Source organism: Bradyrhizobium sp. B124, from assembly GCF_038967635.1.
In the GTDB taxonomy this organism is placed as follows: domain Bacteria; phylum Pseudomonadota; class Alphaproteobacteria; order Rhizobiales; family Xanthobacteraceae; genus Bradyrhizobium.
This window is the reverse complement of sequence record NZ_CP152413.1, coordinates 4,901,754-4,925,871: the sequence shown is the minus strand read 5'-3', so window position 1 is coordinate 4,925,871 and position 24,118 is coordinate 4,901,754. Positions and strand designations below refer to the sequence as shown.

The following is a 24,118-nucleotide window of genomic DNA, read 5'->3' as shown; positions in this document are numbered from 1 at the left end:
GATCGTGGAGGACGATGTCATGAGCAACCTCACACTTGCCGGCCTCGGCGAGCACGTTGGCAAGGAGCTCGGACTTTCCGACTGGGTCGCGATCGATCAGCAGCGTATCGACAATTTTGCGGCCTGCACCGGCGACCATCAATGGATTCACGTCGATGTCGAACGCGCGAAACGGGAGAGCCCGTTCCGCGGTCCGATCGCGCATGGCTATCTGACGCTCGCGATGGTGGCGCCGCTGGCGATGCAGGTCGGCATCATCCCGCGCGATGCGGCCGCCGGGCTGAACTACGGCGTCGACAAGGTGCGCTTCCTGGCGCCGGTGCCATCAGGTGCGCGGGTGCGGCTGCGGGTCGTGCTGTCCGGCATCGAGCCGCGGGACAGTGGCCAGGTGATCATGAAAACCCTGAACACGCTGGAGGTCGAAGGCTCCGAGAAGCCGGCGCTGATCGCCGAAACGCTGGCCCTTCTGATCCCCGCGGCGGGAGCAAAGCAATGAGCACGGAAAATCGCAGCCCGGAGTCCTCGGCGTCTGACATGTCCGAGGCGGCGTCGCGCAACACGCTGGCGCTCAATCCGCTGGTCGGCATCCAGGGCCAGGACCTGGTCGAGGGCGCCGGCATCCTGTTCAAGGCGGTCATCAACGAGCCGAAGGTCGCGACCGAGCAGTGGCTGTCTTTCGTCGGCGAGCTCGGCTCGATCGCCGCCGGCAAGTCCGAGCGCGCGCCGAAGGCAGGCGACAAGCGGTTTGCCGATCCGACCTGGAAGGAGAGCTCGCTGCACTCCGGCCTGCTCAAGGCCTATCTGGCGTGGGGCGAGGCGGTCAACGGGCTGGTCGATAAGACCAGCCTCAGCGACATCGACAAGCAGCGCGCGCATCTGATCACGGATATCCTGATCGATGCGGTCGCGCCGACCAACACGATGCTCACCAACCCGGCGGCAGTCCGCAAGTTCATCGACACCGGCGGGCAGAGCCTGTGGAGCGGCCTGAAGAACTACATCGGCGATCTGACGCAGAATCGCGGCATGCCGTCGATGGTCGACATGAGCGCGTTCAAAGTCGGCGAGAACCTTGCGATCACGCCGGGCGCAGTCATCTTCCGCAACGAGCTGCTGGAGTTGATCCAGTACACCCCGACGACGCCGACGGTCAGGAAGCGGCCGCTGCTGATCACGCCGCCGCAGATCAACAAGTACTACGCGCTCGACCTGTCGCCGGACAAGAGCATGGTCCGCTTCCTGCTCGAGAGCGGCTTCCAGGTCTTTGCCGTGAGCTGGCGCAACCCGACCGCGGCGTACCGCGACTGGGGGCTCGACACCTATGTCGCGGCGCTCGACGAGGCGGTCGACGCGGCGCGCGAGATCTCCGGCAGCGCGGACATCTCGATGATGGGATCCTGCTCCGGCGGCATCACCTCGACGGCCTATTTTGCCACGCTCGGCAGCGCCACTGAGAAGAAGATCAAGAACCTGGTGCTGGCGGTCTGCCTGCTCGATCCGAACTCGGCCGAGGAGAGCACGTTCGGCTGCCTGATGACGCCGGAGACCATGCGCGCGGCCAAGGCGACGTCGCAGTTGCGCGGCATTGTCGATGGCCACGACCTGGCGCGGATGTTCGCCTGGATGCGGCCCAACGACCTGATCTGGAACTACTGGGTCAACAACTACCTGCTCGGCAATCAGCCACCGGCCTTCGACATTCTCTATTGGAACGCCGACACGACCCGCCTGCCGGCGGCGCTGCACGGCGACTATCTCGATCTCTATTTCTCCAACCCGTTCGTCAACGCCGGCAAGCTGACGCTGAACGACAAGACCATCGACATGAGCAAGGTCAAGGCCGATAGCTACGTCGTCGCAGGGGTGACCGACCACATCACGCCGTGGAAGGGCGTCTACAAGACCGCGCAGATCATGGGCGAGGGCACCACCTTCGTGCTGTCGAACAGCGGGCACCTGCAGAGCCTGCTCAATCCGCCGAGCAATCCGAAGGCGTCTTTCATGATCGGGCCGATCTCCACGGACAAGCCCGATGCGTTCATGGCCTCGGCCGAAAAGCGCAAGGGCAGCTGGTGGCTCGACTGGCGCGACTGGCTGCAGGCGCGTTCGGGCGACGAGGTGGCGGCGCCGGCCTCGCTCGGCAGCGCGCGCTATCCATCCCTTGGCGCGGCACCGGGGACCTACGTCTTTGACTGACGATCTCACCAGCGCTGACGAGGCTCGGCCGGCGGCGGTAACGCAGCCCGGCACCATCGAGACGCGGCAAATCACGATCGACGGCCAGTTGCTTCAGGTCGCGATCCGGCATGGCGGCGGCAGCCGGCCGCCATTACTGCTGTTCAATGGCATCGGCGCTAATTGGGAGCTGGCGAAGCCGTTCCTCGACGCGCTGACCGGCACCACCGCCATCATCTTCGACGTGCCCGGGGTCGGCGGATCGCCAAGGCCGGCATGGCCGTATCGTCCGTCGACCCTGGCGCGGCTCGCCGCCGGGCTCGTTGCGGAGCTGGGCTGCGCCGAGGTCGATGTCGCCGGCGTGTCCTGGGGCGGTGGCATCGCGCAGCAATTCGCGCATCAGTTTCCAAAGCGCTGCCGCCGCCTGGTGCTTGCCGCGACCGCGCCTGGTTTCACCATGGTGCCGGCAAGCCCGTCGGTGCTGTGGAAAATGGCGACGCCGCGCCGCTACACCGACAAGGGCTACATGAAAGCGATCGCCGCCGACATCTATGGCGGGGCGTTTCGCGACGATCCGTCCTTGATCGGCCGGCATGCCGCCGCGATGCACGGCGCGCGCAGCATGGGTTACCTCTATCAGCTGCTCGCGATGACCGGCTGGACTAGCCTGCCCTGGCTCTGGTCGCTGCCGCAGCCGACGCTGATCCTGATGGGCAGCGACGATCCGCTGGTCCCTCCGGTCAACGGTCAGATCATGGCGAGCCTGATCCCGAACGCCGAGCTGCGCCTGATCGACGACGGACATCTGTTCATGGTGACGCGGCCAAAGGAAACCGCCGACTTGATCGAAGCGTTTCTGGCTGACGAGAGCCGTCAGGCCGCGTCGTCATCCCTGCTCTCGCGCACGACGAGTTACTTCAGGGATCTCGTTCCAACGTCCGGAGGCGGACAGCAGAAGCCCTAAACACAGCAACCAGGGAGGATATCGTGACCGACAATACCTCTTACATCGATATGCTGCGCAAGTTCGGCAGTGATCTCGGTCTGCCGAAGCTGAACGTCGACGAATTGCTGCAAGCCCAGAAGAAGAACCTCGAGGCGCTCGGCCAGAGCGCGAAGGTTGCGGCCCAGGGCGCGCAATCGGTGGCGCAGAAGCAGCGCGAGGTGATTGAGGCGGGCTTGCGCGAGGCCTCGACCTTGGCGCGCGAGTACAAGCCGCTCGGCAAGATTCATGAGAACCTCGCTCTGCAAACCGAATTCGCGCGGAAGGTATTCGACATCGCGGTCAAGGGCGCGCAGGACAGCGCGTCGACGGCGCGGCAGTCGACCACGGAAGCGGTGAAGATCATCCAGGACCGGATGAAGGAGAATTTTGAGGAGTTCCGCGCCAGCGTCCGCCCGAACAAGCCAACCTGACGTCACGATGAGACGAATCCCGGCAGGGCGTCGGTCCTGTCGGGAGCGCGAGACAAAGGCGAAGCATCGCCATGCATCAGGGAGGACACCATGGCTAACGCGCAGGCGACACGGTCAGCCAAGCCGGATTACGCGCCGCCGCCGATCAACGGCGACTTCTACGGCATTGCCACCGTCCTCAACGACACGGAGCGCGCTCTGGTGCGGCGTGTGCGCGCATTCACCGAGGGTGTGGTCGCGCCGATCATCGAGGAGTTCTGGAGCCGCGACGAATTTCCGTTCGCGATCATCCCTGACATGGCCGAGATCGGCATCGGCGGCGTCGGCTACCAGGGCTATGGCGCGGCCGGCGGCAGCTGGCTGCTGAACGGCTTTGTCGCGATGGAGCTGGCGCGGGTCGATTCCTCGGTCGCGACCTTCTGGGGCGTGCACACCGGACTTTCGGCGGGCTCGATCTATCTGTGCGGCGACGAGACCCAGAAGCAACGCTGGCTGCCTGCGATGATGCGCTTCGAGAAGATCGGCTCGTTTGGTCTCACGGAGCCGCTGGTCGGCTCCGCGACGTCGGGCGGGATGCTGACCACCTGCCGGCGCGAGGGTGACGTCTGGATTCTCAACGGCCAGAAGAAGTGGATCGGCAACGCCACCTTCGCGGACATCAACGTGATCTGGGCGCGCGAGGAAGGCTCGAACCAGGTCAAGGGCTTTGTCGTGGCCAAGGACAATCCCGGTTTCTCGGTCGAGAAGATCAAGACCAAGATGGCGCTGCGCGTGGTGCAGAACGGCCTGATCACGCTGAAGGACTGCCGCGTGCCCGAGGCGGACCGGCTGCAGAACGCCAACTCCTTCAAGGACACCGCCAAGGTGCTGCGCATGACCCGCACCGGCGTGGCGTGGTTTGCCGTCGGCTGCGCGATGGGCGCCTATGAGCATGCGCTGCGTTATGCAACCGAGCGGCAGCAGTTCGGCAGGCCGATCGGCGGCTTCCAGCTGGTGCAGGATCTCCTGGTCCGGATGCTCGGCAATGTCACCGCGACGCAGGCGATGATGCTGCGGCTCGGACAGATGCAGGACGAAGGCGTGATGCTGGACGAGCACGCCTCGCTGGCGAAGGCGTTCTGTACCGTCAAATGCCGTGAGACCGTCGGCTATGCGCGCGAGCTGCTCGGCGGCAACGGCATCCTGCTCGAGAATCATATCGGCCGCTTCGTGGCCGATGCCGAGGCGATCTATTCCTACGAGGGCACCCGCGAGATGAACACCCTGATCGTCGGCAAGTCGATCACGGGACTGAGCGCCTTCGTCTGAGGCGCGGCGCAGTCACGCCGTCGAAGGAGACCTGGCTCACTCCGCCGGGGGCAGACTGCCATGGCCGGCTTCGGCGGTTGTCCGCGACAGCATGCCGAGGGCAACGAGTGCGGCGGCAAAGCCGGCGGCGGCGCCGACCCCGAGTGCCCAGCGCGGGCCGAGGTGATCGGCGACCCAGCCGACGATCGGTGCGCCGATCGGCGTGCCGCCCAGCGCCACGCCGAGCCGCAGCGCCATCACGCGGCCGCGCATCGCGGGCTCGGTCGCGAGCTGCATCAGCGCGTTCGAGGTGTTGGCGACGGTCAGCGCGGCGACGCCGATCACGACCAGCGCGGCGGCGAACAGCCAATAGCTCGGCGCCAGGGCGGCGAGCGTGCAGCCGAGGCCAAAGATCGCCGAGCCCAGCATCAGCGAGGAGAACCGCGGCTGGTCGCGGCTCGCGGCGAGCAGCGCGCCCGACATCGTGCCGAGCGCCATCACCGAGGACAGCAGGCCGAAGCCGCGCGCATCGGTGTGGAACACGCCAACCGCCATGGTGGAGATGAAGATCGGAAAGTTCAGCCCGAAGGTGCCGATCAGGAACAGCATGATCAGCGTCGCCCGGAGATCGGGGCGGGACCACACATAGTGAAAACCCTGCATGACGCTGCCCTTGGTGGGATGCGCCCGCGCGTTCGGGCGCAACTCGGAGGTGCGCAGCAGGGTCAGCGAGGTCAGCACCGCCAGGAACGATGCGCCGTTGAACAGGAACGCCCAGCCGGTGCCGACGGAGGCGATGATCAGGCCGGCGACGGCGGGGCCGATCATGCGCGCGGCATTGAACGAGGTCGAATTCAGCGCGATCGCGTTCGACAGGTTGGTGTCGCTGACCAGCTCGGCCACGAAGGTCTGGCGCACCGGCGCGTCGAGCGCTGCCGCGCAGCCGAACAGGAACGCGAATACATAGACATGCCAGAGTTGCACCAGTCCGGTGACGGTGAGAATCCCGAGGACCAGCGCGAGCACGCCCATCGTCGCCTGGGTCGCTATCAGCAGCTTGCGCTGGTTGAAATGATCGGCGGCAAAGCCGCTCCACGGCATCAGTAGCAGCTGCGGGCCGAATTGCAGCGCCATCACGATGCCGACGGCGGATGCGCTATGTTGTGTGAGCTGGGTGAGAACCAGCCAGTCCTGGGCGGCCCGCTGCATCCAGGTGCCGATGTTGGACACCAGCGCGCCGGCCGCCCAGACCCGGTAGTTGAAGCTTGCGAGTGATCGAAAGACGCGTCTCATGTTCTCTGCGGTTCATTCCCGCCGTGAAACCGTCCGAATCGCCGCGCCAGGATCAGACCGATCAGGAGGCCGCCGAGACCGAGCGCTGCAACGTCGCTTGTCGTTCTCAAGCCGAAGTCGCCGACGCGGCAAACCAGCAGATATCCGACCGCGAGGTTGAAGAAGCCCCACACGATGTTGACGGTCGACGACGACAGACCCTCGCCGGGCGGCTTTGCGAACGGGCTCTGGAACGGCTCGCCCATCATGCCGGCGACGACGTGCGGAATCGCGTTGGTGAGGAAGGCGCCGCCGAAGAAATAGGCGACGAGGTCAAGCCAATTCATGCGCGTTGGTCCTTTCAAGCAGATCGATGATCGCCTGCGTCGAGCCGGTTTCGCCGAGCCGCGGGAACACCTGTTCGATGCTGTAGTCATGTGCGTTCGGCCGCGCATCGGTCATGGCGTCGATCGCAAGCGTGACGTTGAAGCCGGCCTCATAGGCCTGCCGCGCCGTGGATTCGACGCCGGTGCCGGTCGCAACGCCGGCGACCACGACCTGCGTGACGCCGCGGGCGCGCAACTGCTTCTCGAGATCGGTGCTGGCGAACGCGCCCCATGTCCGCTTGGTCACGACGATGTCGCCCGGTTGCCGATTGAGCTCCGGAATCAAGTCGGTCCAGCCGTCGCGAAACTGTCCGCTGTGGCGCGGCCGTTCGGTTCGTCCGGGTGCCGTGCCGTCGACATTGACCAGCACGATCGGCAATCCACGTCGTCGAAACGCGCTGATGAGGGCGCAGGCGCGAACCACGACGTCTGCGAACGGATGCACGAACGGTGCGCCGACGAGCCCTGATTGCAGATCGACGACAATAAGGGCGGTGATCGGATCGAGCGTCGTCAGAGCCATGATCGCTTCCTGTTCTCACAATTGGCGCGGCGCGGCCGGCATCAATCCGCGACCAGCCGTTTCAGCAGGCCGACGGCGGCGGCGAGTTCGTCCTGCTCCCGTGCCGACAACCGCGCGGCGATGGTGCGCGACAGCCAGTCCTGCCGCGCGGCGCGGCCGGTGCGCAGCCGCTCGCGGCAGGTATCGGTGAGCGACATGATGGTTTGCCGGCCGTCGTCCGGATCGGGCGCGCCGCGGACCAGGCCCGCGGCCTCGAGCGCCGATATCGCCGAGCTCATCGACTGCGGACGCATGCCTTCGGACCGCGCCAGGCTGGACACGGTCGCGGGACCGTTCTTTTCGAGGCGCAGCAGCACCGCGACCTGGGACGGCGGAAGATCCTCACGCTGGCCCTGCTCGCGCAGCCGGCGCTTCAGCGTTCCGATCAACAAACGAAGATCCTCGGCGAGCGCCGATGTGCGCGCTGATCCGGTACGGGCCGCTGAATTGTTCATGCCGATCACCCTGGCATATATGAAGATAAACTGTAAAGATTGTCTTCGCAGATTACCTTCATATTCCCGTGATCGTCAGCGCGCGACACAGCATTGTTGGTCGATGCTTCAAAATCTGAACCGCAGCTGAACTCGGTTCTGGTGCGCATCACATTAGATTTGGTTGTCATGTTGCGCGCGTTTGTCGATGACTGCGCTGCGCCCACGACGTGGCGTGTCGTCCCCGCGGTGGCTCGCGGAGTTGTTTGGAATGAAGCTTGATGTTCGTTTCACGGCGATCGGCGTATCGATCGTCCTTGCTTGCCTCGCGCAGCCGGCAGCGGCCCGGACCTGCGAGGCGCCACCGGCGCTGACATCGGTCGATCCGCCCGGCTTCTACCGGGATGCAGGCGGTTACGCGGAAGCGATCAAGCCGCTGCATGCATTCATTGCGCAGGTCAACAAGGCCGCCGATGAACGCGATCTGGATTGCGTCATGGACTTGCTCGCAGGCTGGGCCAGCGGAAGTGCGCTGCTGACAACAGGCGCGAATTATCAGGGCGATTTCGAACGCTCCTGGGCCGGGACCGATTTCGCGCTGGCGTTGCTGCGCTTCCCCAACGCGTCCATCGAGGCCGATCATCGATTCCCGCAGGTCAAGCCGTGGCTGATCCGGATCGCCGAGGAAACCCGCGATGCCGATCGCATCAATCACCTCGACAACAATCTGGTCTATTGGGCCGGGCTCGATCTGATGTCGATCGGCACCCTGACGGATCGCGGTGATCTGGTCGATGCCGGCATTTCCCGGGCGCGCCAGGGCATCAGGGACATCGGCGCCCACGGCGAATTGGAGCGCGAGTTGAAGCGTGGCGAGCGCGCGCTGCACTACCACAACTTTGCGCTGATCCCGCTGGTGTTCTGCGCCGAACTCGCCAGCCGCCGGAAGGTCGACCTCTACGCGGAGAACAATGGAGCGATCCGTCGGCTCGCCGACCTGATCGTTCGCGCGGTGCAGGACGAGCGCAGCTTCGGCGCTCTCACCAACGTTCCGCAGCAGCTTTTCCCCTGGACGTTTCAGGGAGACCTAGCCTGGATGGAGCCGTATTACGCCCGGTTTCACGATCCGCGCTTGCCGACAATTCTCAGCTCCAGAAGGCCTTTGAATAATCCGAGGCTTGGCGGCAACGTGACGGCCGCGTGGAGTGCTGGTTTGCCAAACTAGATGGCCGAAACCGGCGAGAGCTATCGATCGATCGCCAATTGCTGGAGCATTTAGGATGCGCTTCTATCGTTTCCCGATGCGCGTGTGGGCGTCGCTCGTCGCAAGACGCGTTCGACGCTGTGGGACGATGAGTATCGCTAGCTTCGGCTTTCTCTCGCCAATCCTGTCCGCTCAGGCAGCAGGTGTCGTTGCCGGCGTCAATGTGATCAATCCCTACGTCCTCAGCGTGGCGGATCAGGATGCGATGCTGGATGCCATCCACGCAGCCGGCGTGTCGACGATCCGCGCGTCGATCACCCTTGACGACAAGGGCTTCGACTACGCCGAGCGCGCCTGGCAACGCGGCATCAGGATCGAGTGGCTGATCTATCATTTCGGCGGTTACGATTCATTCGGGACGACGCCGCTTTCCGCCGCCGACCCGGCACGTTTCCGCGCCACACTCCAGCCGATCCTTGATCGGCTGGAGGCAAAGGGAGTTGTGCTGGCAGCCTTCGAACTCGGCAACGAGATCAACCTGTCGGGGACCAATCCGGAATTCGCCAAGCCTGCGGGCCGGGCGCGCCAGCTCAGCCTGCTGGACCTCGACAAGGACCCGCAAGGTCGGCGCGTTGCGCGCGGATTTCGCCAGTATCTGAAGATGCTCGGTGTCTTGAAGGAGCTCCGCGACCATTCGAAGCTGAATCGCAGCACCCCAATCACGACGGCGGGGCTCGGAACCTATGACCAGGATGATGGCTTCCTGCCGGGTTGGGCAAAGGGCGACATCGTCGGCATCCATACCACCTTGAGCTATCTGCGTGCGCACGGCCTCGACAGTCTGGTCGATGCCTATGCCGTTCACATCTATCCCGACACGACGCATGCGATCGTCAATGCACCGGCGGTGAGGGAACAGCGCATCGCCAAATACGATCTGACCGATTGCCGCCCCCCGGGAAGTCGCGATGGAAAGCCATGCTGGATCACCGAATGGGGAATCGACAACAAGGCCACGAGTTGCCCGATCGATGACGACCAAAGCGCGCAGCTTGTCGAGGAGATCATGGGCGATTTCCGCCCCTATGCCCGCGCAGGCAGTGTTGCCGGTCTGCTCTATTTTGCGTGGAACAGCACTCCCGGAGCCGGCTCCGTGCCGGCCAGCAGCATATGGCGCTGCGGCGGCCTCACGAAAGCCGGGCGATCGGCGACCGACGCCCGCTTGCTGCACTGACGGCCTCCAACAAGCTCACGGAGCATTCAGACCATGGCGCGCCTTGTTCGGCTTCTCACGCTGTCTCTCACCTTGATCGCCCTTTTCCCTGCATTCGCCGCCGCGCCCGACGTCTCCGGCGATACGGTAACCATCAAGAACGCGCGGACCGCGCGTCGGCTCGGTGACAAGCTGCATGACGTGCCGAGTGTGCTCGACTACGGCGCGGTCTGTGACACGGTGGTGCTGAGATGGCATCGCATGTCGATTGCCGCGGGTTCCACCCGGTTGACAGTGCCTGATGCGTGGTTCGCGCCGGGCGATGTTGGCAAGCTGATCGTTGTTGCCGGTGCGGGTGCGGGCGGCGCCAATCTGGCCGCCAGCATCGCGCAGGTCGAATCCAAATCGCAGATCGAGCTCTCTCGTCCGGCGCAAGCGGAGGTTGATGCGCATGACGGCTATGCTGCCTATGGCACGGACGACGCACCGGCGATCAATGCGATCTTCTCGGGCGCTTCGATCCCGCAATGGGACCTCGGTGAGCTGCGCCTGCCGCACGGCGTATGTGGCGTCGGCGCGACCATCGCGTTGCCGGGCGGCCGCGAGAGGGGCACGTTCGGCATGGAGCAGGTCACGCTGCGTGGCGGTGGCCGCGGCGTATCGTGGCTCGTGGCATTGGCGCCGATGCGCGCGGTGATAGAGGAACCGGCCGGTGAGCACAACCAGGCTAACTTGTTCGACTTCGGTATCGATGGTTCCGGCCTAGCGGACTTTGGCGCAGACATCCAGGGCGGTCATGCCGGCCATCACGCCAACCTCTATTACAACGACAGCCGGATCGCGGGCCTGCATCTCGGGACCATCGCCGTCAACCCGGACGGCACGCTGACCAACCCGAAAAGCTGGTACACAAATGTCTGGGAGTTCATGGCCGACCACAGCACGATCACGGCGGACACGACGTCGATCATGCGGCATGGCGCGCCGCTGTTCGGCATCCTCAACTCGGCAGGCGACAGCCATTTCAGCGACATGGTCGTTGCTCATGCCTCGGTCGCCAACGTGCGCGATACCGGCTCTGCTCACAATTTCTATGCGAACGTGCATGCATGGGGCCAACCACGCTACGAATTCTGGACACGAGGCAAGGTGCAGTTCACCAATTGCGAGGTCGACGGTGCATCGGAGGCCGGCGTGCGCAGCGATGAGGACGGGCTGGTTTGGACCGGGGGAGCAATGATCTCCATGAACAAGGGCGCACCGGTCGGCTTTTTCTTTCCCACTGCCACAGGTCATCACGCCATCGTCGGGCCGGATATTCAGGACATCCCGTCACGGGCATATATCCGCCTCGGAGCGGGTGCGCAGCTTCACGATTCGATTATTCAGATTCAGGGCCTGGCCGAAATACATTAGTCCAGCGTGTATAAGCCGGACTGCACCGGAGCCGCTGCTGGCACCTATAGTCGCGGCTACTCGCTGGTCGCCGGTGCCGCATACATGTCCCGTGCGCGCCGGGTCACGGCCGCATAGCGCGCGGTCGCGCTGAGGCTCATCAGGCCGGCGCGCACCAGTCCGAGGATGGCGCGGCGCGAGTGGAACGGCCCGGTCTTGCTCGCGGCATATCCGCGAGGGTAGAGCTGCAGGCGGCCGGCGAGCGCTTCCTGCAACGCCAGCTTCTGGGTCGCGCTCAGGCGCCGGCGCCGCGCAGGCTTTTCCGCTTCCGCCAACATGAGCTCGGTACCCAACGATTTCCGTGGCGCGGCCTTCATTGTCAGCTCACACTCCGGCCGACTGGCGCGACCTTCCGCGAGGCGCGGCGCCCGGCCGGCATCGCCATGGACGCCGGCATGTGGCACATCATGGCTTGCGCTGTTGCTCATTCGTAAGACAGAACCGCATTTCGAGCAGCAGTGGCATCTGACGAAAGTCAGGATCAGTTATGACGAAAGTCATATTCGTTTGCGGCCGCTGCCGGCTTACGCCAGAGTGGGCTGCTCGCTGAGTTGATGGGCAACGCATGATCGATTTGAGCGCGGATTTGCTTGCGGCCGCAGGAGCCGACGTCATCGGTCTCGCCGTCATCGGTGCCGACCGAAGCATGCAGCGGAAGATCGGGCGGCTGGTCGAATGGCTTCCCGCGATCGGCGTCGATTGTTGCGAATGCATGCTGCTGGTCGGCATGGAGGCCGAGCTCGCGGCGCTTGCCGGAGGCCAGCGGGATATGATCGCGCTGGCCGGTGTCCGCGGTGCCTCGCCTGACATCGCGCAGCCGATGACGGCGGTCGTGCTGTGGAACGGCGCGCAGGCGCATTACTTCGTCATCGCCATGCCGGACTTCGCGGGACGTCAGGTCGAAACGCTGCTCGGCAGCGAGCGCCGGGCCCGCCGCCTGATGGAGCAGCAGCTCGAGGCGGCAAGCGCGGAAGTGCGCTTTGCCTCGCTGGCGCGGACGCGGCTGCGGCTGGCGCGCGATCTGCACGATACGCTGGTGCATTCGATCGTGGCGCTGCTGACCCAGATCCGGCTGATCAGGCATTATCTGTCGGCCGACCCGGCGCGCGTGGCGGACAGCCTTGCGACCGCCGAAGACGCCGCAGCGAGCGGCCTCTCGCGCGCCCGCGAGGCCATCGATCGCCTGCGCACGCCCGACGATTTGAAGCTTGATCCCGATGTCGAGGGACTGCTCAGCGACTTCGCCGCGCGCAGCGGCGTCAGGGTGTCGATCCAGATCGACGAAGAGGCGCGTCCCGGCTTGCGCGATTGCGGCTTGACGGTTCAACGCATCCTCAGCGAGGCATTGCGCAACGTTCAGGCACATGCGAAGGCACGCCGTGTCTCCTTTCACGCCTTCGAAGCGCCGGCTGCGGTCGGTCGCAAGCTCGTTGTCGAGATCCGCGACGACGGCCGCGGCTTCGATCTCGCGGTGCCCACTCCCGGACATTTCGGATTGATCGGGATGACCGAATTTGCTGAACTCGTCGGCGGAAGCTGCGCGGTGGAGAGCGCGCCCGGACAGGGAACGCTGGTCCGGATATCGCTCCCCGTGGCGGTGCCGCCGGCAGCATCTGCCGGCCTGCTGGCCGATTGATGTCGTTGCCGCGCATTCAAGACCTTCGAGAGGATGACTGAAGCCCGTGAGCAGAATTGAGAAGGTGCGGGTGCTGATCGCCGAGGATCAGACCCTGATCAGGGAAGGTATCGCCACACTGCTTGCCCAGCAGAACGACGATTTCGAGATCCTTCCCGGTGCGTCCGACGGCGAGCAGGCCATCGAATTCGCGCGGCGCTATCGGCCGGACGTCATCCTGATGGACCTGCAGATGCCGCGTGTCGATGGCATCGCGGCGACCCAGCGGATCCTGCGCGAGCTGCCGCAGACCCATATCGTCGTGCTGACGACATTCGAGACCAACGACCTGATCTTCGAGGCTGTCAGCGCCGGCGCCAAGGCGTATCTGCTCAAGGACGCCAGGATGGAGGAGATCGCATCGACCATCCGCGCGGTGATCAACGGCCAGTCCGGGCTGTCGCCGAGCGTTGCCGCGCGCATCCTCGACGAGTTCAAGCGGCTGCGCGGCCCGCGCGTCTCGGCGAAGCTGCCGGTTCGCGACGGGCTGACGGCGCGGGAGAATGAAATTCTCACGCTGATCGTCGAGGGCAAGAGCAACACCGAGATCGGCGAGCGGCTGCATTTGGCCGAGGGCACGGTGAAGAACTATGTCAGCACCATCCTGGAGAAATGCCAGGTCAAGAACCGTACGGAACTGGCAATAAAGGCAATAACTTACTAGAAATAACTGCCCCCAATCGCACACCACGCGGTTGATCCGGCTGAGATTGCTCGCCTTTCTCTGGGCCGCGCCCACAAAATTGGCTATAGGATTGTTTCGGATTTGCTTTTTGACACGGCAGGTCCGGATTGCGCGGCTTTGACTAAACAGGGAATGACCATGAAGGGTATCGAGCGCCAGACCAAGGATACGGATGGACTGGCAAACGCGGCGGCCGGCAATGGCGCGGATGCCGCGGCGCATGGCATGGCGGCGATCGATCAGGTCCGCGATCTCCTGTTCGGCGGCGCGCAACGCTCGATTGAGACCAACCTCTCGGGTCTGCGGGAGGAGATGCAGGCATCGCTGAAGCAGATGCAGGCGGACTTCAACAACGAGCTCACCGCGCTGCAGGCGCGGCTCTCCGACCTCGAACGCGATACCGAGCAGAAGCGCCTCGACTCGCTGAAGGATGTCGGTGCGGCCATCACCCAGCTCGGCGCTGCGATCAGCGGATTGGGATCCGGCCGCACGGGCAAATAGCATGGCAGCTGCTGCCGGCCAGAATCGCGAGATCGAGCAGCTCAAGACATTGCTGTTTCAGCCCGAGGCGACGCGTCTGACGTCGCTGGAGGCCGATCTCGACTCGCTGCAGCGCTATGTCGGCAACGCCGATCGCCTGGAGACGGCCACCGCCGGCATTCTGGTCGAGGCGCTGGAGCGCGCCGAGGTCAACCGGCCGCGCGAGCTCGCCACCGCGATTGCGCCGGTCGTGGTCTCGGCGATCCGCAGCGAGATCAAGAATTCGCGCGAGCAGATGATCGAGGCGCTCTATCCGATCGTCGGCCGGCTGGTCAGCGCCGCGGTCGCGAACGCGTTCCGGGAACTGGTTGCCTCGCTCGAGCAGCGCATCAATGCGCTGACCTCGGCGCAATTGTGGGGCGGGCGGGTCAAGTCGCTGGTGACGGGACGACCGATCAGCGAGTTCGTGCTCGCCGACAGTCCGCCGCAGATCAACCGGCTCCTGATCATCGAACGCGGCAATGGCCGCCTGGTCGCCGACTGGAAGCGCGAGGCGACCGTCGACGAGCGCGCCGACCTGCTCAGCGCCATGGTTGCGGCGATCCTCGAATTCTCCGTGCAGGCGCTGGCCGGCGAAGGCAATCTGCAAACGCTCGATTTCGGCGGACGGCAGCTCGCGCTGCGCGCCTCGCCCCGCTTCATCCTGGCGGCGGAGTGCCTGGGGCCGCTGCGCCCCGCCGACAATGCCAGGATCAATTCGCTGTTCTTCGATGCGATCGAGCGGATCGATCGCGGCGCGGATTGCGATGCGCCGATGCTCGCCTCGCTCGCAACCGCGATCGAGACCGACGACACGCCGCGGCGGATCGCAAGCCGGCGCGGCAAGGTGATCCTGTTTGCCGTGCTCGCCGCTGTGGCCGCACTGTTGCTTTATTTTGCCGCGACCACGGTGACGCGCGCTCTCTTGGAGCGGCGAACCCATGCCGCGCTGGAGGAGCTTGCCGCGGAGCAGCCGTTGCTGGCCACCTTCCCGCTGCGGCTCGACTTCGATCACGGCAGCCGAAGCGTGGCCGTCTCTGGCATCGAGCCGAGCCAGCTGCAAACCGCGCCGTTGATCGACGCGCTCGCTGCGGCCGCAGCGCCGTACAAGGTGGTCGACCGCATCGGACTGGTGTCCACGCCGGAGCAGGCGGCGGCATCGCAGGCCGGCATTGCAGGCCTGCAGCAGAGCCTGACGCGCCTGCAGGCGAACCTCGACCAGATGCGCGAGGCGATGGGCGCGCAGGCGAAGTCGGGCGACCAGAAATATGCCGCGCTGACCGCGCAATATGACAAGCTCGGCGAGCAGTACGCGAAGTTGAGCGAGCAATATGCGAAGCTGCAATCCGTGGCCGACGGTCCGGCGGCGCGGCTTGACCGCTTCATCGCCACGACCGCGATCTTCTTCGTCAACAATTCAGACGAATTCCTCGACAACGACCAGGCCGAGCAGCAACTGCGCGAGCTCGCCGGGCTGCTGACGAACAATGATCTCAGGCTGCGGATCGTCGGCTACGCCGATCAGAGCGGCACCGAAGGCACCAACAAGACGCTGGGACGCAAGCGGGCGGAGCAGGTGCAGCGCAAGCTGACCGCGCTCGGGGTCGACCCGTCGCGGCTGATTTTGGTGTCGCGCGCCGCGACGATGCCGATCACCGACCGGCTCGACGCCACCGCCGGCGGCAACCGCCGCGTGGCGTTCGAGACGGTCTACCGAGGCGAAGTGGCCCGCTGATGCTCACCGCAAAAGTCATGCTGCTCGGCGATATGGGGGTCGGCAAGACGTCGATCCTCTATCGGCTGATCTACAACCGGTTCGAGGGTCAGTACAAATCGACGCTGGGCGTCGAGATCCTGAGCCATGACGTGGTGCCGGCGGATGGCAGCGACCCGATGCGCCTCGTGCTGTGGGACACCGACGGCGATTTCGGTACGCAGATTTTCGACACCGTCTATGTCACCGGTGCATCCGCTGCCATCATCGTGTCCGATGTCACGCGGCCGCAGACCGTGACCCGCATGGTCGAGCTGGTCCGCGGTTTCGAGGAGCGCTTCCCGGGCCGGCCCTACCGGGCGCTGCTCAACAAGATCGACCTGCCGGAGGCTGCCGGCAGCGCCGGCGCGATTGCCGAGCTCGCCAAGTCGAGTGTCAAACCGGTCAGCGCCAAGACCGGCGTCGGCATCGCCGAAAGCTTTGTCGAGCTGGCCCAGACCATCCGCCGCCGTCAGCTCTAGTTCACTCCGCACACGTTTGTGTCAGCCGCCCCGACTTCTCGGGGCTGGCGAATCGGGCCGGGACGGCTGACTTCATCGCACGTGGGGCGTACGATGAAACGCGCTCGACGTACGGTGCAGAACCGCACGATTCTCTCTCCAACTGCACCACGCCGTCCCACACTCCGATAGTGACGATGGTCATCTTCCGCTCGGCCAATGGCCTGCCTATCGTCCACTCGTCACTGGAACCAGTCACGGGACCAACGGTGTCCCGGGCGCACGGAGTGAGAGATCATGAGCATTTTTGGAAGCATCATGGGTGCAATCTTCGGCCACGGCGCCCAGGCCAAGACACCTGACGGCAAAACCGCTGAGACGACAGCGACGGCAGCACCCGGCGCCGCACCGGCATCGACGTCAACGTCTGCATCTGCATCGCCGGCACCCGGCACATCCGCGGCGCAGACGGTCGACGTCGCGGCGATCGTCGACAAGGCGGCGGCTGCCACCGGCGAGAAGCTCGACTGGCGCACCTCGATCGTCGACCTGATGAAGGCGCTCGGGCTCGACAGCAGCCTTGCTGCGCGCAAGGAGCTCGCCAAGGAGCTGCACTACACCGGCGATACCAACAACACCGCCACCATGAACGTCTGGCTGCATCAGCAGGTGATGGCCAAGCTCGCCGCCAATGGCGGCAAGCTGCCGGCCGATATCAAGACCTGATCATTCGCCTTGAGTCGTGCGCGGCGCTAAGCATGATCCGGAAAAGTGCGAAGCGGTTTTCCCTCGCGACAAACGCGTAGCGTTTGCGCGGAGATCATGCTCAAGCAAAGGGCTAAAGCGCGACATCGCGCTTTAGCGTCGCGCACGGCTCCGAACCATGTGTATTGCGTGAGGAGCAGTTGCGATGACCCCATCTCATCTTGCCACCATGAACAGACCGCGGACCGGCGTCGTTGCCGCCTCGATCGGCGCGGGACTCGGCCTCGCGGCATTGGCGCTCGGCATCACGACCGCCATCGCACGCGCCGATAGCGCGGGCGAGGAGCCGCGGCCGGCGAACGCGAATGCCACCGTGCAGCGCGCCGCGCAGAACCTGCCGCCGGCGCGGGTCATCCTGCCGGCGCCGTGGGAGCAGGCCGCTCCCGCGCAGCCGGTCACAGCACCGGCGAATCCGGCAGACCACAAATAAATCTTCGCGCCTTCGTTGCGGCCGGCGATCCGCGCATTTGCGTAACGGTCGCCGCGAATGGCCCGCACACCGCCCAGCTCTGGAGCCTCGCCATGCCAGAACAGGTCAAGCTGCCCCGAAAATTGTCGCAAGAGCCCGGCGGTCCGCCGTCGCTGCGGCCGAGCCACCGGCGGGTCATCGAGGACCTCGACCGCTGGGCCAACAGCCCCGGCCTGCAGCCGCCGAGTGATGGAGAAAAGCAAGCCGACGACAAGCGCCAGCGCAAGTAAGCGTGCCGCCGATGGACCTGCATCGCCGAGGATGCGAGCCGGTGGCGCCGTCTTCAATCAGTTGAACGGTACGCGCGCCCTGGCCGAGAACGTCCAGAGCCGGGCCGTGCCGCCGAGCCCGCCATACTCCGCGCCGAGGCCGAGCATCATGCCGCCCGCGAGCCTGGCGTTCAGCCCACCGGTGACGCGGGCCGACCAGCCCTCCAGCACCAGCGTCGGGTTGACCGGGATGCCGCTCACGGAAAGTGCCGCGGCATCGTCCCTGCTGAAATAGTAGTCGCCATAGACGCCGAGATAGGGCGAGACCACCGCGGCGTCGGTCGTTGCCAGCGGATAGCTCAGCTTGACGCCGCCGGATGCGCGGCCGGTGACGAAGTCACGCGCCGTCTGCAGCGTGCCGAGCGTATCGACATAGGCGTTCTCATGCTCCCACAGCGTGTAGAGGCGCGCGGACGGCTCGATCAGCAGGTTGCTCATCTTGTAGCTGCCGGTCAGACCGGTCGCGAACATCCAGCGGTCGCCGTTGAAATTGCCCTGCGCCGTTCCGGCCACGCCGTTGTAGCCGATCTGCGAGAAGGTCACGGCGGCGTCGTAGCGCAGCGTCGGCGTGATCATCCAGCCGAGATAGCTGCCTGCGGTCCAGCCGTCGCCGGTGAGCTTTCCGTTGATCTCCTGGGCCGTGTAGTTGAACGTCTCATAGCCGGCGACCGCGCCGACCAGGAGGTTCGGCATTGCCCGGTAGGTCAGTCCCATCAGGGCATTGAGCTGGTTGCCGTAGATCGATGAACCTGTTGTCCCGACGCCCGGCGAGGTCGGCGACGACCAGCGGTCGATGCCTGTGCCCCTGACATCGATCCAGAACAGCCAGTCGTGCGGTTCACGATTGATCGTCGTCTGGGTTTTGAGCGCCGCCTTGGTCGGCATCTGCCGATCGATCGCCGCAAAGGCATTGTCGATTCGCGAATTGCCGCCGCTGCGTGCGCCCGAATTGCGATCCGAGGCGTAGGCACCACGATTCTCCGTGTCCGTCTGCGCCACGCCGTCTGACGGATCGGCCGCGAAGTTGAAGCGCATGCCGGCGCCGCTCGGCGTCATGAAGCTGCCGCCTTCGCTGAACCCTTCCGAGATCGCGTTGTCGATCGCGCCCGAGATCGCCTGGCCGGAGTTCTGTGCCACCAGCTTGGTGATGTCGATCTGCAATGCACGCAGCTTCACGCTGTCGGCCGGGACGTTCACGCTCTGCGCCAGCGCCGGCGAGGTGCTGGCGTTGAACGCGCCGCTGCCGGCATAGCTCGCCGTGATGGTGTGGCTGCCGATCTTGAGGGTCGAGATCGCGACGCTCGCGGTGCCTGCGGCGAGCGTCACGGTGCCGATCGGCGATCCATTGTCGCTGAAGGTCACTGTGCCGGTCGGCGTGCCGGCTGAGGCGGTGACGTTCGCCGTGAAGGTCACCGATTGGCCAAAACTGCTCGGATTCTGCGACGAGGTCAGCGCGGTCTGGGTCGTCGTTGCGGCTGCAAAGGTGAAGCGGTCCGCCGCTGACGTTGCTGATGTCCCAACTGCGGTCGTCACCGTGATATCCACCGTTCCCGTTCCGGCCGGCGAGGTCGCTGTGATCTGGGTGCTGGAATTGACGGTGAAGCCGGTTGCAGGGGTTGCGCCGAACGTCACGGCCGTCGCGGCGGTGAAAGCTGTGCCTGTTATGATGACCGTCGTCCCACCGCTGGTCGGGCCTGCGGCCGGCGAGATCGATGTCACCGTCGGCGCGGACGCCGTATAGGTGAACTTATCCACGGGAGACGAAGATGATGTCCCGGACGGGTTGGTCACGGTGACATCGACCGTGCCGGTCCCTGCCGGCGCGACTGCGGTGATCCGCTCGCTCGAATTGACGACAAAGCTCGTTGCGTTGACGGCGCCGAAACGCACCGCGGTGGCAGTGCTGAAACTGCCGCCCGAGATGATGACCGTGGTGCCGCCCGCGGCGGGACCTGATGTCGGGGAGATCGAGGCCACCGCCGGTGCCTGCGCGCTGGCCGCGCCGACCGAGCCGAACAGCGCGGCGGCGATCAGGACGAGGCCGCATCCGGCGCGGCGCGCGATCGCCATCGATGGCAGTCTGTTGCGCAGCTCGGATGCAAGACGCGAGGTGGCGTAGCGGAAACGAGTCCGCGCAAGGTTTGCAATCGGCAACAAAGGTAACCCCCGTCGCGCCGGCCTGCAGCAGGAGGCGCACATCCCAAATAATACGGGTTTATTGTAGTACGCGGCTCGCGGCGCACGCCGCGGAATCTCCGCGCGCATCTGCTTTTGTGACGCGCCGTTGCCGGGCCGCTACGCCATTGCACAATCTGAGAAGGAAATAGCGCGAGGGATTGCCGCGGTCAGGCGATCCCGCGGCGGATCATTCTCATTCAGCGCATGAAAAACCGGCGATCGATAACGCCTGCGCGTCGATCGCCGGTCGAGCGTCGTGATTATTGCCGGATCGCTGCGGCTACGGCCGCCGCGCCGTCGCGATCAGTGCGGTCGATGGAATCGCGAAGGTGTCTCCGACCCGGCCGCGCTCAATCTCGCTCCGGAAAGCGCGCGCAACCGTGGCGCTCTGCTCTGCATCGAGCCCGCTCCAATGCGGCATGAACTCGAACAGTTTGTCGACGTCGGCAGGATTGGCGACATCGAGCTTGAAGTCGTGGGTGATCTCGGCGACGACAGGATCGCAGAAGCCGGCCGCGACGACCGCCGCAGCGAGGCGACCGGGATCGGCGAGTTCGGCGAGGCCCGTGCACGGCATCGGCGTGACGTTATCGGGGTAGAGCCGCCGGATGATCTGCGAGAGCAGCAGATACACGGCGGCGCCGTCGGCGCTCTTCCAGACCGCAATCGCCGCCGATCCGCCCGGCCGCGTCACCCGCGCCATCTCGCGCAGTCCGGCGCGCCAATCCGGAAACAGCATCACGCCGAATACGGACACCGCCGCATCGAACGCCGCATTCGGCAAGTCGAGCGCCTGGCCGTCCATCTGCCGTGCCGCGATATTCGCCACATCATGTGCGCGGACCCGTGCCACCATGCCGGCCGAGAAGTCGATCGCGGTGACGTCGGCGCCCCTGCGCGCGGCCGCAAGCGCCGCGGCCCCGGTACCGGTGGCGACGTCGAGCACCTTCGATGACGGGCCGATCGGGAGCATCGCGACCGCGGCCTCGGCGAAGTGTGTCGTGAACGGCTGCGACTGTGCCTCGTAGGTCGCGACCATCTTGTCCCAGTGCGCGGGATCGTTGAACGGAAGGCGGCTCGCCTGTTCACTTTGCTGCATGAATCTGGTCCTCGAGACTTTGTTTGTGTTTGGCGAGCCGGCGCTTGAAATCCTTCGCGAGCGCGTCGAGCGTCACCGCGCCGAGCCGCTTCAGGAAGATCGCCTCGACCTCGCGAAACGTGCCTGACAGCGCGTCGTTGACGGCCTGTTCGACCAGGCAGCCGGGATTTTCCGAACGATGGCCCATCGCGACGATCGTGGGCGCACCGACCGCGCGATAGATGTCGGCGAGCGTGATGTCGGCGGGATCGCGCGCGAGCGTCCAGCCGCCGCCATGGCCCTTCTCGGAACGGACCAGGCCTTGCTCGCGCAAGCCGGCCATCACGCGGCGCACGACCACCGGGTTGGTGGCCATCGCCTGTGCAAGTTGCACCGACGTGACCGGTTCGCCCGCTCCGATCATGTGGAGCAGGCCGTGCAGGACACCAGATAGACGGCTGTCGCGTATCATGTAACTTGATATGTTACATGATGGGGTGAGCGTCAAGAGGTGCAGGCCCTGATCTCTTCTCCTTCCCCCTGAAAGGGGGAAGGTCGGGATGGGGGGGCAGCCACAGGCACCGCTGTTCGCGGAGAGAGCTGATCCCCACCCGCTTTGCTCTACCGAGAAAAGCGACCTCCCCTTTTCAAGGGGAGGTAAGGGAGCAATCCGGATTCGCGTGCCGGATTTGGCGACGCCGACCGTTTAATCCCCATCGGGGTCTTGAGGAGCGGGGGCGGTATCGTGGGCAGTGTGGCTGTTGATCGGATGTTGCTGGATGCGGTGGCGCATTATGGTGCGGGCCGCGCGATGGAGGCCGGCACGCTGTGCGGCGATATTCTCACCGCCGATCCCGACCATGTTCCGGCGCTGCATCTGTCTGCCGTCATCGCCTTTGTGACCGATCGCGCCGCGGAAGGCGCGGTGCTGCTGAACCGGGTGTTCAGCCTCGATCCGCATCACGGACCGGCGTTCGCCACGCTCGGCGATGCGCTCGCCGTGAAGGGCGAGCACGAGGGCGCGGTGGCGGCGTTCCAGCGCGGCGTCACATTGCGGCCGAAGGATGCCGGCCTGCACATCAAGCTCGGCGTTGCGCTGTGCGAGCTGTCGCGCTTCGACGAGGCCGAGGCGGCGTTTCGCCGCGCGATCGCACTCGATGGCGGCCTGACGCGGGCGCGGTTCAATCTCGCGGTTGCGCTGGCCGGACAGCAGCGGCCGGTCGAGGCGGAACAGGCCTATCGCGAGGTGATCGCGCGCGATCCGGCCTATCGCGGGGTTTGGCTCAACCTCGGCAATGCGTTGACCGATCAGAAGAAGCACGACGCCGCCGCCACCGCCTATCGCCGCGGGCTCGGCGCGGATCCCGATCATCCCGGCCTGCATAGCGGCCTCGGAGCGGCGCTCTACCGGCTGGGCCGGCTGGAGGACTCAGTTCTGCACTATCGCCGCGCGATCGCGCTCGAGCCCGACAATTTCGCGCCGCGGCGCCTGCTCGCCATGGTGCTGCACGAACTGGGCGAGCGCGAGGAGGCGGTCCGCATCTATCGGCAGGTCTCGGCCCGCGATCCGTCCGATCACGTCATCCTCAACAATCTCGGCGCCTGCCTGTTCGAGCTCGGACAGGTCGACGACGCCATCGCCTGCGCCGAGCTGGCGCTGGCGCTCAAGCCGGACTACGCGGCCGCGCACACCAATCTTGGAATCATCTTCGAGGCGCAGAACCTGGTCGAGGCGGCGGTCGCCGCGCATCGGCGGGCCATCGAGCTCGAACCCAGTTACGCCAAGGGCCACGCCAATCTTGCGGTCGCGCTGCGCAATGCCGGCGAGATCGATGCGGCGCTGGTGGCCTCGCGCCGGGCCATCGCGCTCGATCCCGAACAGCCGCTGGCGCATTACAACCACGCGCATTTCCTTCTGATGAACGGCGAGTTCGAGGAGGGCTTTGAGGAGTATCAGTGGCGCCGCAAGACCAAGATGCTGAGCGAAGGCGATCCGGTGTTCGACGAGCCGGAATGGCAGGGTGAGCCGCTGGCGGAACGCACGCTGCTGCTGTTTGCCGAATACGGGCTCGGCGATGCCATCAATTTCGTCCGCTATGTGCCGATGCTGGCGGGCAGCGGCGGCCGGATCATTCTGCAGGTGCAGCCGGCGCTGGTCTCGCTGCTGCGGCCGATGCTGCCCGATGTCGCGATGTTCGCGCGCGGCGAGCCCTTGCCGCCATTCGACCTGCAACTGCCGCTGCTGAGCCTGCCGCGGATCTTCCGCACCACCGTCGAGACCATTCCCGCCGCCGTGTCCTATCTGCAGGCGAACGCCACCAAGCTCGCACGCTGGCGCGAGGCGCTCGCCGGTGTGTCCGCGCTGAAGGTCGGTGTGGTCTGGGCCGGCAATGCCAGGCACAAGGGCGACCGCCAGCGCTCGCTGCCGGCCGATGCCGTGCTGCCGCGGCTGGTCACGCCTGGCGTCCAGCTCTACAGCCTGCAGAAGGAACCGCGGCCGGACGATGCGCCGATGCTGCGGCGTCTTGGTGCCGATATTGTCGACCTCGCGCCGACGCTGGGCGATTTCGCCGACACCGCCGCTGCCGTCTGCGCGCTCGATCTCGTCATCGCCGTCGACACCTCGGTGGCGCATCTCGCCGGCGCGCTCGGCCGCCCGGTCTGGATGCTGTGTCCCTATGCGCTCGACTGGCGCTGGCTGCGCGACCGCGCCGACACGCCCTGGTATCCGACCATGCGGCTGTTCCGCCAGGACAGACCGCAGGCCTGGGAGGGCGTGCTGACGCGGATGGCCGACGAGCTTGCACGCGTCGCACGGGGGGAGCGGCACCTGCTGCTGCCGCAAACGACGCACGACTGACG

At 65.5% G+C, this 24,118-nt stretch carries 25 protein-coding genes; 17 read left to right on the top strand and 8 right to left on the bottom strand.

Going from position 1 to position 24,118, the window contains the following annotated elements; all coding sequences use genetic code 11:
- The first annotated feature begins 19 nt into the window (after window positions 1-19).
- The 5 genes from AAFG13_RS23540 (at window position 20) to AAFG13_RS23520 (ending at window position 4,899) form a co-directional block, all read left to right on the top strand.
- On the top strand, window positions 20-496 hold the full coding sequence (locus AAFG13_RS23540) for a MaoC family dehydratase (protein ID WP_342708365.1): 477 nt from the start codon (window positions 20-22) through the stop codon (window positions 494-496).
- Window positions 493-2,196, top strand: a complete 1,704-nt coding sequence (locus tag AAFG13_RS23535) for an alpha/beta fold hydrolase (protein ID WP_342708364.1) — start codon at window positions 493-495, stop codon at window positions 2,194-2,196. The genes AAFG13_RS23540 and AAFG13_RS23535 overlap by 4 nt, the downstream gene beginning before the upstream one ends.
- Window positions 2,189-3,139, top strand: a complete 951-nt coding sequence (phaZ, locus tag AAFG13_RS23530) for a poly(3-hydroxyalkanoate) depolymerase (protein WP_249132077.1) — start codon at window positions 2,189-2,191, stop codon at window positions 3,137-3,139. The genes AAFG13_RS23535 and phaZ overlap by 8 nt, the downstream gene beginning before the upstream one ends.
- 23 nt (window positions 3,140-3,162) lie before the next feature.
- On the top strand, window positions 3,163-3,591 hold the full coding sequence (phaP, locus tag AAFG13_RS23525) for a TIGR01841 family phasin (RefSeq protein ID WP_143046799.1): 429 nt from the start codon (window positions 3,163-3,165) through the stop codon (window positions 3,589-3,591).
- Window positions 3,592-3,681: 90 nt separating this feature from the next.
- Window positions 3,682-4,899, top strand: coding sequence for an acyl-CoA dehydrogenase family protein (locus AAFG13_RS23520; RefSeq protein ID WP_342708363.1), 1,218 nt, complete (start codon window positions 3,682-3,684; stop codon window positions 4,897-4,899).
- Between the two features lie 36 nt (window positions 4,900-4,935).
- Here the strand turns inward: AAFG13_RS23520 and AAFG13_RS23515 are convergent, their stop codons facing one another.
- Genes AAFG13_RS23515 through AAFG13_RS23500 form a run of 4 tightly spaced genes read right to left on the bottom strand, consistent with a single transcriptional unit; the run spans window position 4,936 to window position 7,553 of the window.
- Entirely contained in the window at window positions 4,936-6,171 is a 1,236-nt protein-coding gene (locus tag AAFG13_RS23515; protein ID WP_212316956.1) for an MFS transporter, read from the bottom strand.
- Window positions 6,168-6,497: a hypothetical protein gene (locus AAFG13_RS23510; protein ID WP_342708362.1), complete on the bottom strand. Its 330-nt coding sequence runs from the start codon at window positions 6,495-6,497 to the stop codon at window positions 6,168-6,170. Before AAFG13_RS23510 ends, AAFG13_RS23515 begins: the two co-directional genes overlap by 4 nt.
- Entirely contained in the window at window positions 6,484-7,059 is a 576-nt protein-coding gene (locus AAFG13_RS23505; protein ID WP_342708361.1) for an isochorismatase family protein, read from the bottom strand. Before AAFG13_RS23505 ends, AAFG13_RS23510 begins: the two co-directional genes overlap by 14 nt.
- Window positions 7,060-7,100: 41 nt before the next feature.
- The gene (locus AAFG13_RS23500) at window positions 7,101-7,553 is read right to left on the bottom strand and encodes a MarR family transcriptional regulator (protein WP_212316961.1); all 453 of its coding nucleotides are present in this window, start codon (window positions 7,551-7,553) and stop codon (window positions 7,101-7,103) included.
- A 250-nt stretch (window positions 7,554-7,803) separates the two neighbouring features.
- On the opposite strand from AAFG13_RS23500, the gene AAFG13_RS23495 reads away from it, so the two are divergent.
- Genes AAFG13_RS23495 through AAFG13_RS23485 form a run of 3 tightly spaced genes read left to right on the top strand, consistent with a single transcriptional unit; the run spans window position 7,804 to window position 11,365 of the window.
- On the top strand, window positions 7,804-8,757 hold the full coding sequence (locus AAFG13_RS23495; RefSeq protein ID WP_342708360.1) for an alginate lyase family protein: 954 nt from the start codon (window positions 7,804-7,806) through the stop codon (window positions 8,755-8,757).
- 55 nt (window positions 8,758-8,812) lie between these two features.
- On the top strand, window positions 8,813-9,970 hold the full coding sequence (locus AAFG13_RS23490; RefSeq protein ID WP_212316965.1) for a hypothetical protein: 1,158 nt from the start codon (window positions 8,813-8,815) through the stop codon (window positions 9,968-9,970).
- Window positions 9,971-10,003: 33 nt separating this feature from the next.
- On the top strand, window positions 10,004-11,365 hold the full coding sequence (locus AAFG13_RS23485) for a hypothetical protein (protein WP_212316967.1): 1,362 nt from the start codon (window positions 10,004-10,006) through the stop codon (window positions 11,363-11,365).
- Between the two features lie 56 nt (window positions 11,366-11,421).
- On the opposite strand, the gene AAFG13_RS23480 is transcribed toward AAFG13_RS23485, so the two are convergent.
- The gene (locus tag AAFG13_RS23480) at window positions 11,422-11,697 is read right to left on the bottom strand and encodes a hypothetical protein (RefSeq protein ID WP_342708359.1); all 276 of its coding nucleotides are present in this window, start codon (window positions 11,695-11,697) and stop codon (window positions 11,422-11,424) included.
- Between the two features lie 272 nt (window positions 11,698-11,969).
- Here AAFG13_RS23480 and AAFG13_RS23475 point away from each other — a divergent pair, with 272 nt between their 5' ends.
- The 8 genes from AAFG13_RS23475 (at window position 11,970) to AAFG13_RS23440 (ending at window position 17,961) form a co-directional block, all read left to right on the top strand.
- A complete protein-coding gene (locus AAFG13_RS23475; RefSeq protein WP_342708358.1) occupies window positions 11,970-13,040 on the top strand; it encodes a histidine kinase in 1,071 nt (356 codons plus the stop codon).
- Window positions 13,041-13,086: 46 nt separating this feature from the next.
- Entirely contained in the window at window positions 13,087-13,743 is a 657-nt protein-coding gene (locus AAFG13_RS23470; protein WP_050406118.1) for a response regulator transcription factor, read from the top strand.
- Window positions 13,744-13,902: 159 nt separating this feature from the next.
- The gene (locus AAFG13_RS23465) at window positions 13,903-14,265 is read left to right on the top strand and encodes a hypothetical protein (RefSeq protein ID WP_231168749.1); all 363 of its coding nucleotides are present in this window, start codon (window positions 13,903-13,905) and stop codon (window positions 14,263-14,265) included.
- A 1-nt stretch (window position 14,266) separates the two neighbouring features.
- Window positions 14,267-16,018 (top strand): OmpA family protein, encoded by a 1,752-nt coding sequence (locus AAFG13_RS23460; protein ID WP_342708357.1) that lies wholly within the window; start codon window positions 14,267-14,269, stop codon window positions 16,016-16,018.
- Window positions 16,018-16,518, top strand: coding sequence for a Rab family GTPase (locus AAFG13_RS23455; protein WP_092122751.1), 501 nt, complete (start codon window positions 16,018-16,020; stop codon window positions 16,516-16,518). The genes AAFG13_RS23460 and AAFG13_RS23455 overlap by 1 nt, the downstream gene beginning before the upstream one ends.
- 276 nt (window positions 16,519-16,794) lie before the next feature.
- Window positions 16,795-17,223, top strand: a complete 429-nt coding sequence (locus tag AAFG13_RS23450) for a DUF3597 domain-containing protein (RefSeq protein ID WP_171947961.1) — start codon at window positions 16,795-16,797, stop codon at window positions 17,221-17,223.
- 184 nt (window positions 17,224-17,407) lie between these two features.
- The gene (locus AAFG13_RS23445) at window positions 17,408-17,692 is read left to right on the top strand and encodes a hypothetical protein (protein WP_342708356.1); all 285 of its coding nucleotides are present in this window, start codon (window positions 17,408-17,410) and stop codon (window positions 17,690-17,692) included.
- Window positions 17,693-17,784: 92 nt separating this feature from the next.
- Window positions 17,785-17,961 carry a hypothetical protein gene (locus AAFG13_RS23440; RefSeq protein WP_342708355.1) on the top strand — a complete coding sequence of 59 codons (177 nt, stop codon included), beginning with the start codon at window positions 17,785-17,787 and terminating at the stop codon, window positions 17,959-17,961.
- 57 nt (window positions 17,962-18,018) lie between these two features.
- Here the strand turns inward: AAFG13_RS23440 and AAFG13_RS23435 are convergent, their stop codons facing one another.
- From AAFG13_RS23435 to AAFG13_RS23425, 3 genes are all read right to left on the bottom strand, one after another.
- Window positions 18,019-20,154 (bottom strand): Ig-like domain repeat protein, encoded by a 2,136-nt coding sequence (locus AAFG13_RS23435; RefSeq protein ID WP_342708354.1) that lies wholly within the window; start codon window positions 20,152-20,154, stop codon window positions 18,019-18,021.
- A gap of 304 nt (window positions 20,155-20,458) precedes the next feature.
- Window positions 20,459-21,277, bottom strand: coding sequence for a class I SAM-dependent methyltransferase (locus tag AAFG13_RS23430; protein WP_342708353.1), 819 nt, complete (start codon window positions 21,275-21,277; stop codon window positions 20,459-20,461).
- Window positions 21,264-21,728 carry an Rrf2 family transcriptional regulator gene (locus tag AAFG13_RS23425; RefSeq protein ID WP_342708352.1) on the bottom strand — a complete coding sequence of 155 codons (465 nt, stop codon included), beginning with the start codon at window positions 21,726-21,728 and terminating at the stop codon, window positions 21,264-21,266. The genes AAFG13_RS23430 and AAFG13_RS23425 overlap by 14 nt, the downstream gene beginning before the upstream one ends.
- A gap of 297 nt (window positions 21,729-22,025) precedes the next feature.
- Between AAFG13_RS23425 and AAFG13_RS23420 the strand changes: the two genes are divergently transcribed.
- The gene (locus tag AAFG13_RS23420) at window positions 22,026-24,116 is read left to right on the top strand and encodes a tetratricopeptide repeat protein (RefSeq protein ID WP_342713380.1); all 2,091 of its coding nucleotides are present in this window, start codon (window positions 22,026-22,028) and stop codon (window positions 24,114-24,116) included.
- Window positions 24,117-24,118: the final 2 nt, after the last annotated feature.

Excerpts from the sequence above, each read along its gene's own strand:
- AAFG13_RS23540 (WP_342708365.1), top strand. The coding sequence starts at position 20 with ATGAGCAACCTCACACTTGCCGGCCTCGGCGAGCACGTTGGCAAGGAG.
- AAFG13_RS23535 (WP_342708364.1), top strand. The coding sequence starts at position 493 with ATGAGCACGGAAAATCGCAGCCCGGAGTCCTCGGCGTCTGACATGTCC.
- AAFG13_RS23520 (WP_342708363.1), top strand. The coding sequence starts at position 3,682 with ATGGCTAACGCGCAGGCGACACGGTCAGCCAAGCCGGATTACGCGCCG.
- AAFG13_RS23515 (WP_212316956.1), bottom strand. The coding sequence starts at position 6,171 with ATGAGACGCGTCTTTCGATCACTCGCAAGCTTCAACTACCGGGTCTGG.
- AAFG13_RS23510 (WP_342708362.1), bottom strand. The coding sequence starts at position 6,497 with ATGAATTGGCTTGACCTCGTCGCCTATTTCTTCGGCGGCGCCTTCCTC.
- AAFG13_RS23505 (WP_342708361.1), bottom strand. The coding sequence starts at position 7,059 with ATGGCTCTGACGACGCTCGATCCGATCACCGCCCTTATTGTCGTCGAT.
- AAFG13_RS23500 (WP_212316961.1), bottom strand. The coding sequence starts at position 7,553 with ATGAACAATTCAGCGGCCCGTACCGGATCAGCGCGCACATCGGCGCTC.
- AAFG13_RS23495 (WP_342708360.1), top strand. The coding sequence starts at position 7,804 with ATGAAGCTTGATGTTCGTTTCACGGCGATCGGCGTATCGATCGTCCTT.
- AAFG13_RS23490 (WP_212316965.1), top strand. The coding sequence starts at position 8,813 with ATGCGCTTCTATCGTTTCCCGATGCGCGTGTGGGCGTCGCTCGTCGCA.
- AAFG13_RS23485 (WP_212316967.1), top strand. The coding sequence starts at position 10,004 with ATGGCGCGCCTTGTTCGGCTTCTCACGCTGTCTCTCACCTTGATCGCC.
- AAFG13_RS23475 (WP_342708358.1), top strand. The coding sequence starts at position 11,970 with ATGATCGATTTGAGCGCGGATTTGCTTGCGGCCGCAGGAGCCGACGTC.
- AAFG13_RS23465 (WP_231168749.1), top strand. The coding sequence starts at position 13,903 with ATGAAGGGTATCGAGCGCCAGACCAAGGATACGGATGGACTGGCAAAC.
- AAFG13_RS23460 (WP_342708357.1), top strand. The coding sequence starts at position 14,267 with ATGGCAGCTGCTGCCGGCCAGAATCGCGAGATCGAGCAGCTCAAGACA.
- AAFG13_RS23455 (WP_092122751.1), top strand. The coding sequence starts at position 16,018 with ATGCTCACCGCAAAAGTCATGCTGCTCGGCGATATGGGGGTCGGCAAG.
- AAFG13_RS23450 (WP_171947961.1), top strand. The coding sequence starts at position 16,795 with ATGAGCATTTTTGGAAGCATCATGGGTGCAATCTTCGGCCACGGCGCC.
- AAFG13_RS23445 (WP_342708356.1), top strand. The coding sequence starts at position 17,408 with ATGACCCCATCTCATCTTGCCACCATGAACAGACCGCGGACCGGCGTC.
- AAFG13_RS23440 (WP_342708355.1), top strand. The coding sequence starts at position 17,785 with ATGCCAGAACAGGTCAAGCTGCCCCGAAAATTGTCGCAAGAGCCCGGC.
- AAFG13_RS23430 (WP_342708353.1), bottom strand. The coding sequence starts at position 21,277 with ATGCAGCAAAGTGAACAGGCGAGCCGCCTTCCGTTCAACGATCCCGCG.
- AAFG13_RS23425 (WP_342708352.1), bottom strand. The coding sequence starts at position 21,728 with ATGATACGCGACAGCCGTCTATCTGGTGTCCTGCACGGCCTGCTCCAC.
- AAFG13_RS23420 (WP_342713380.1), top strand. The coding sequence starts at position 22,026 with ATGTTGCTGGATGCGGTGGCGCATTATGGTGCGGGCCGCGCGATGGAG.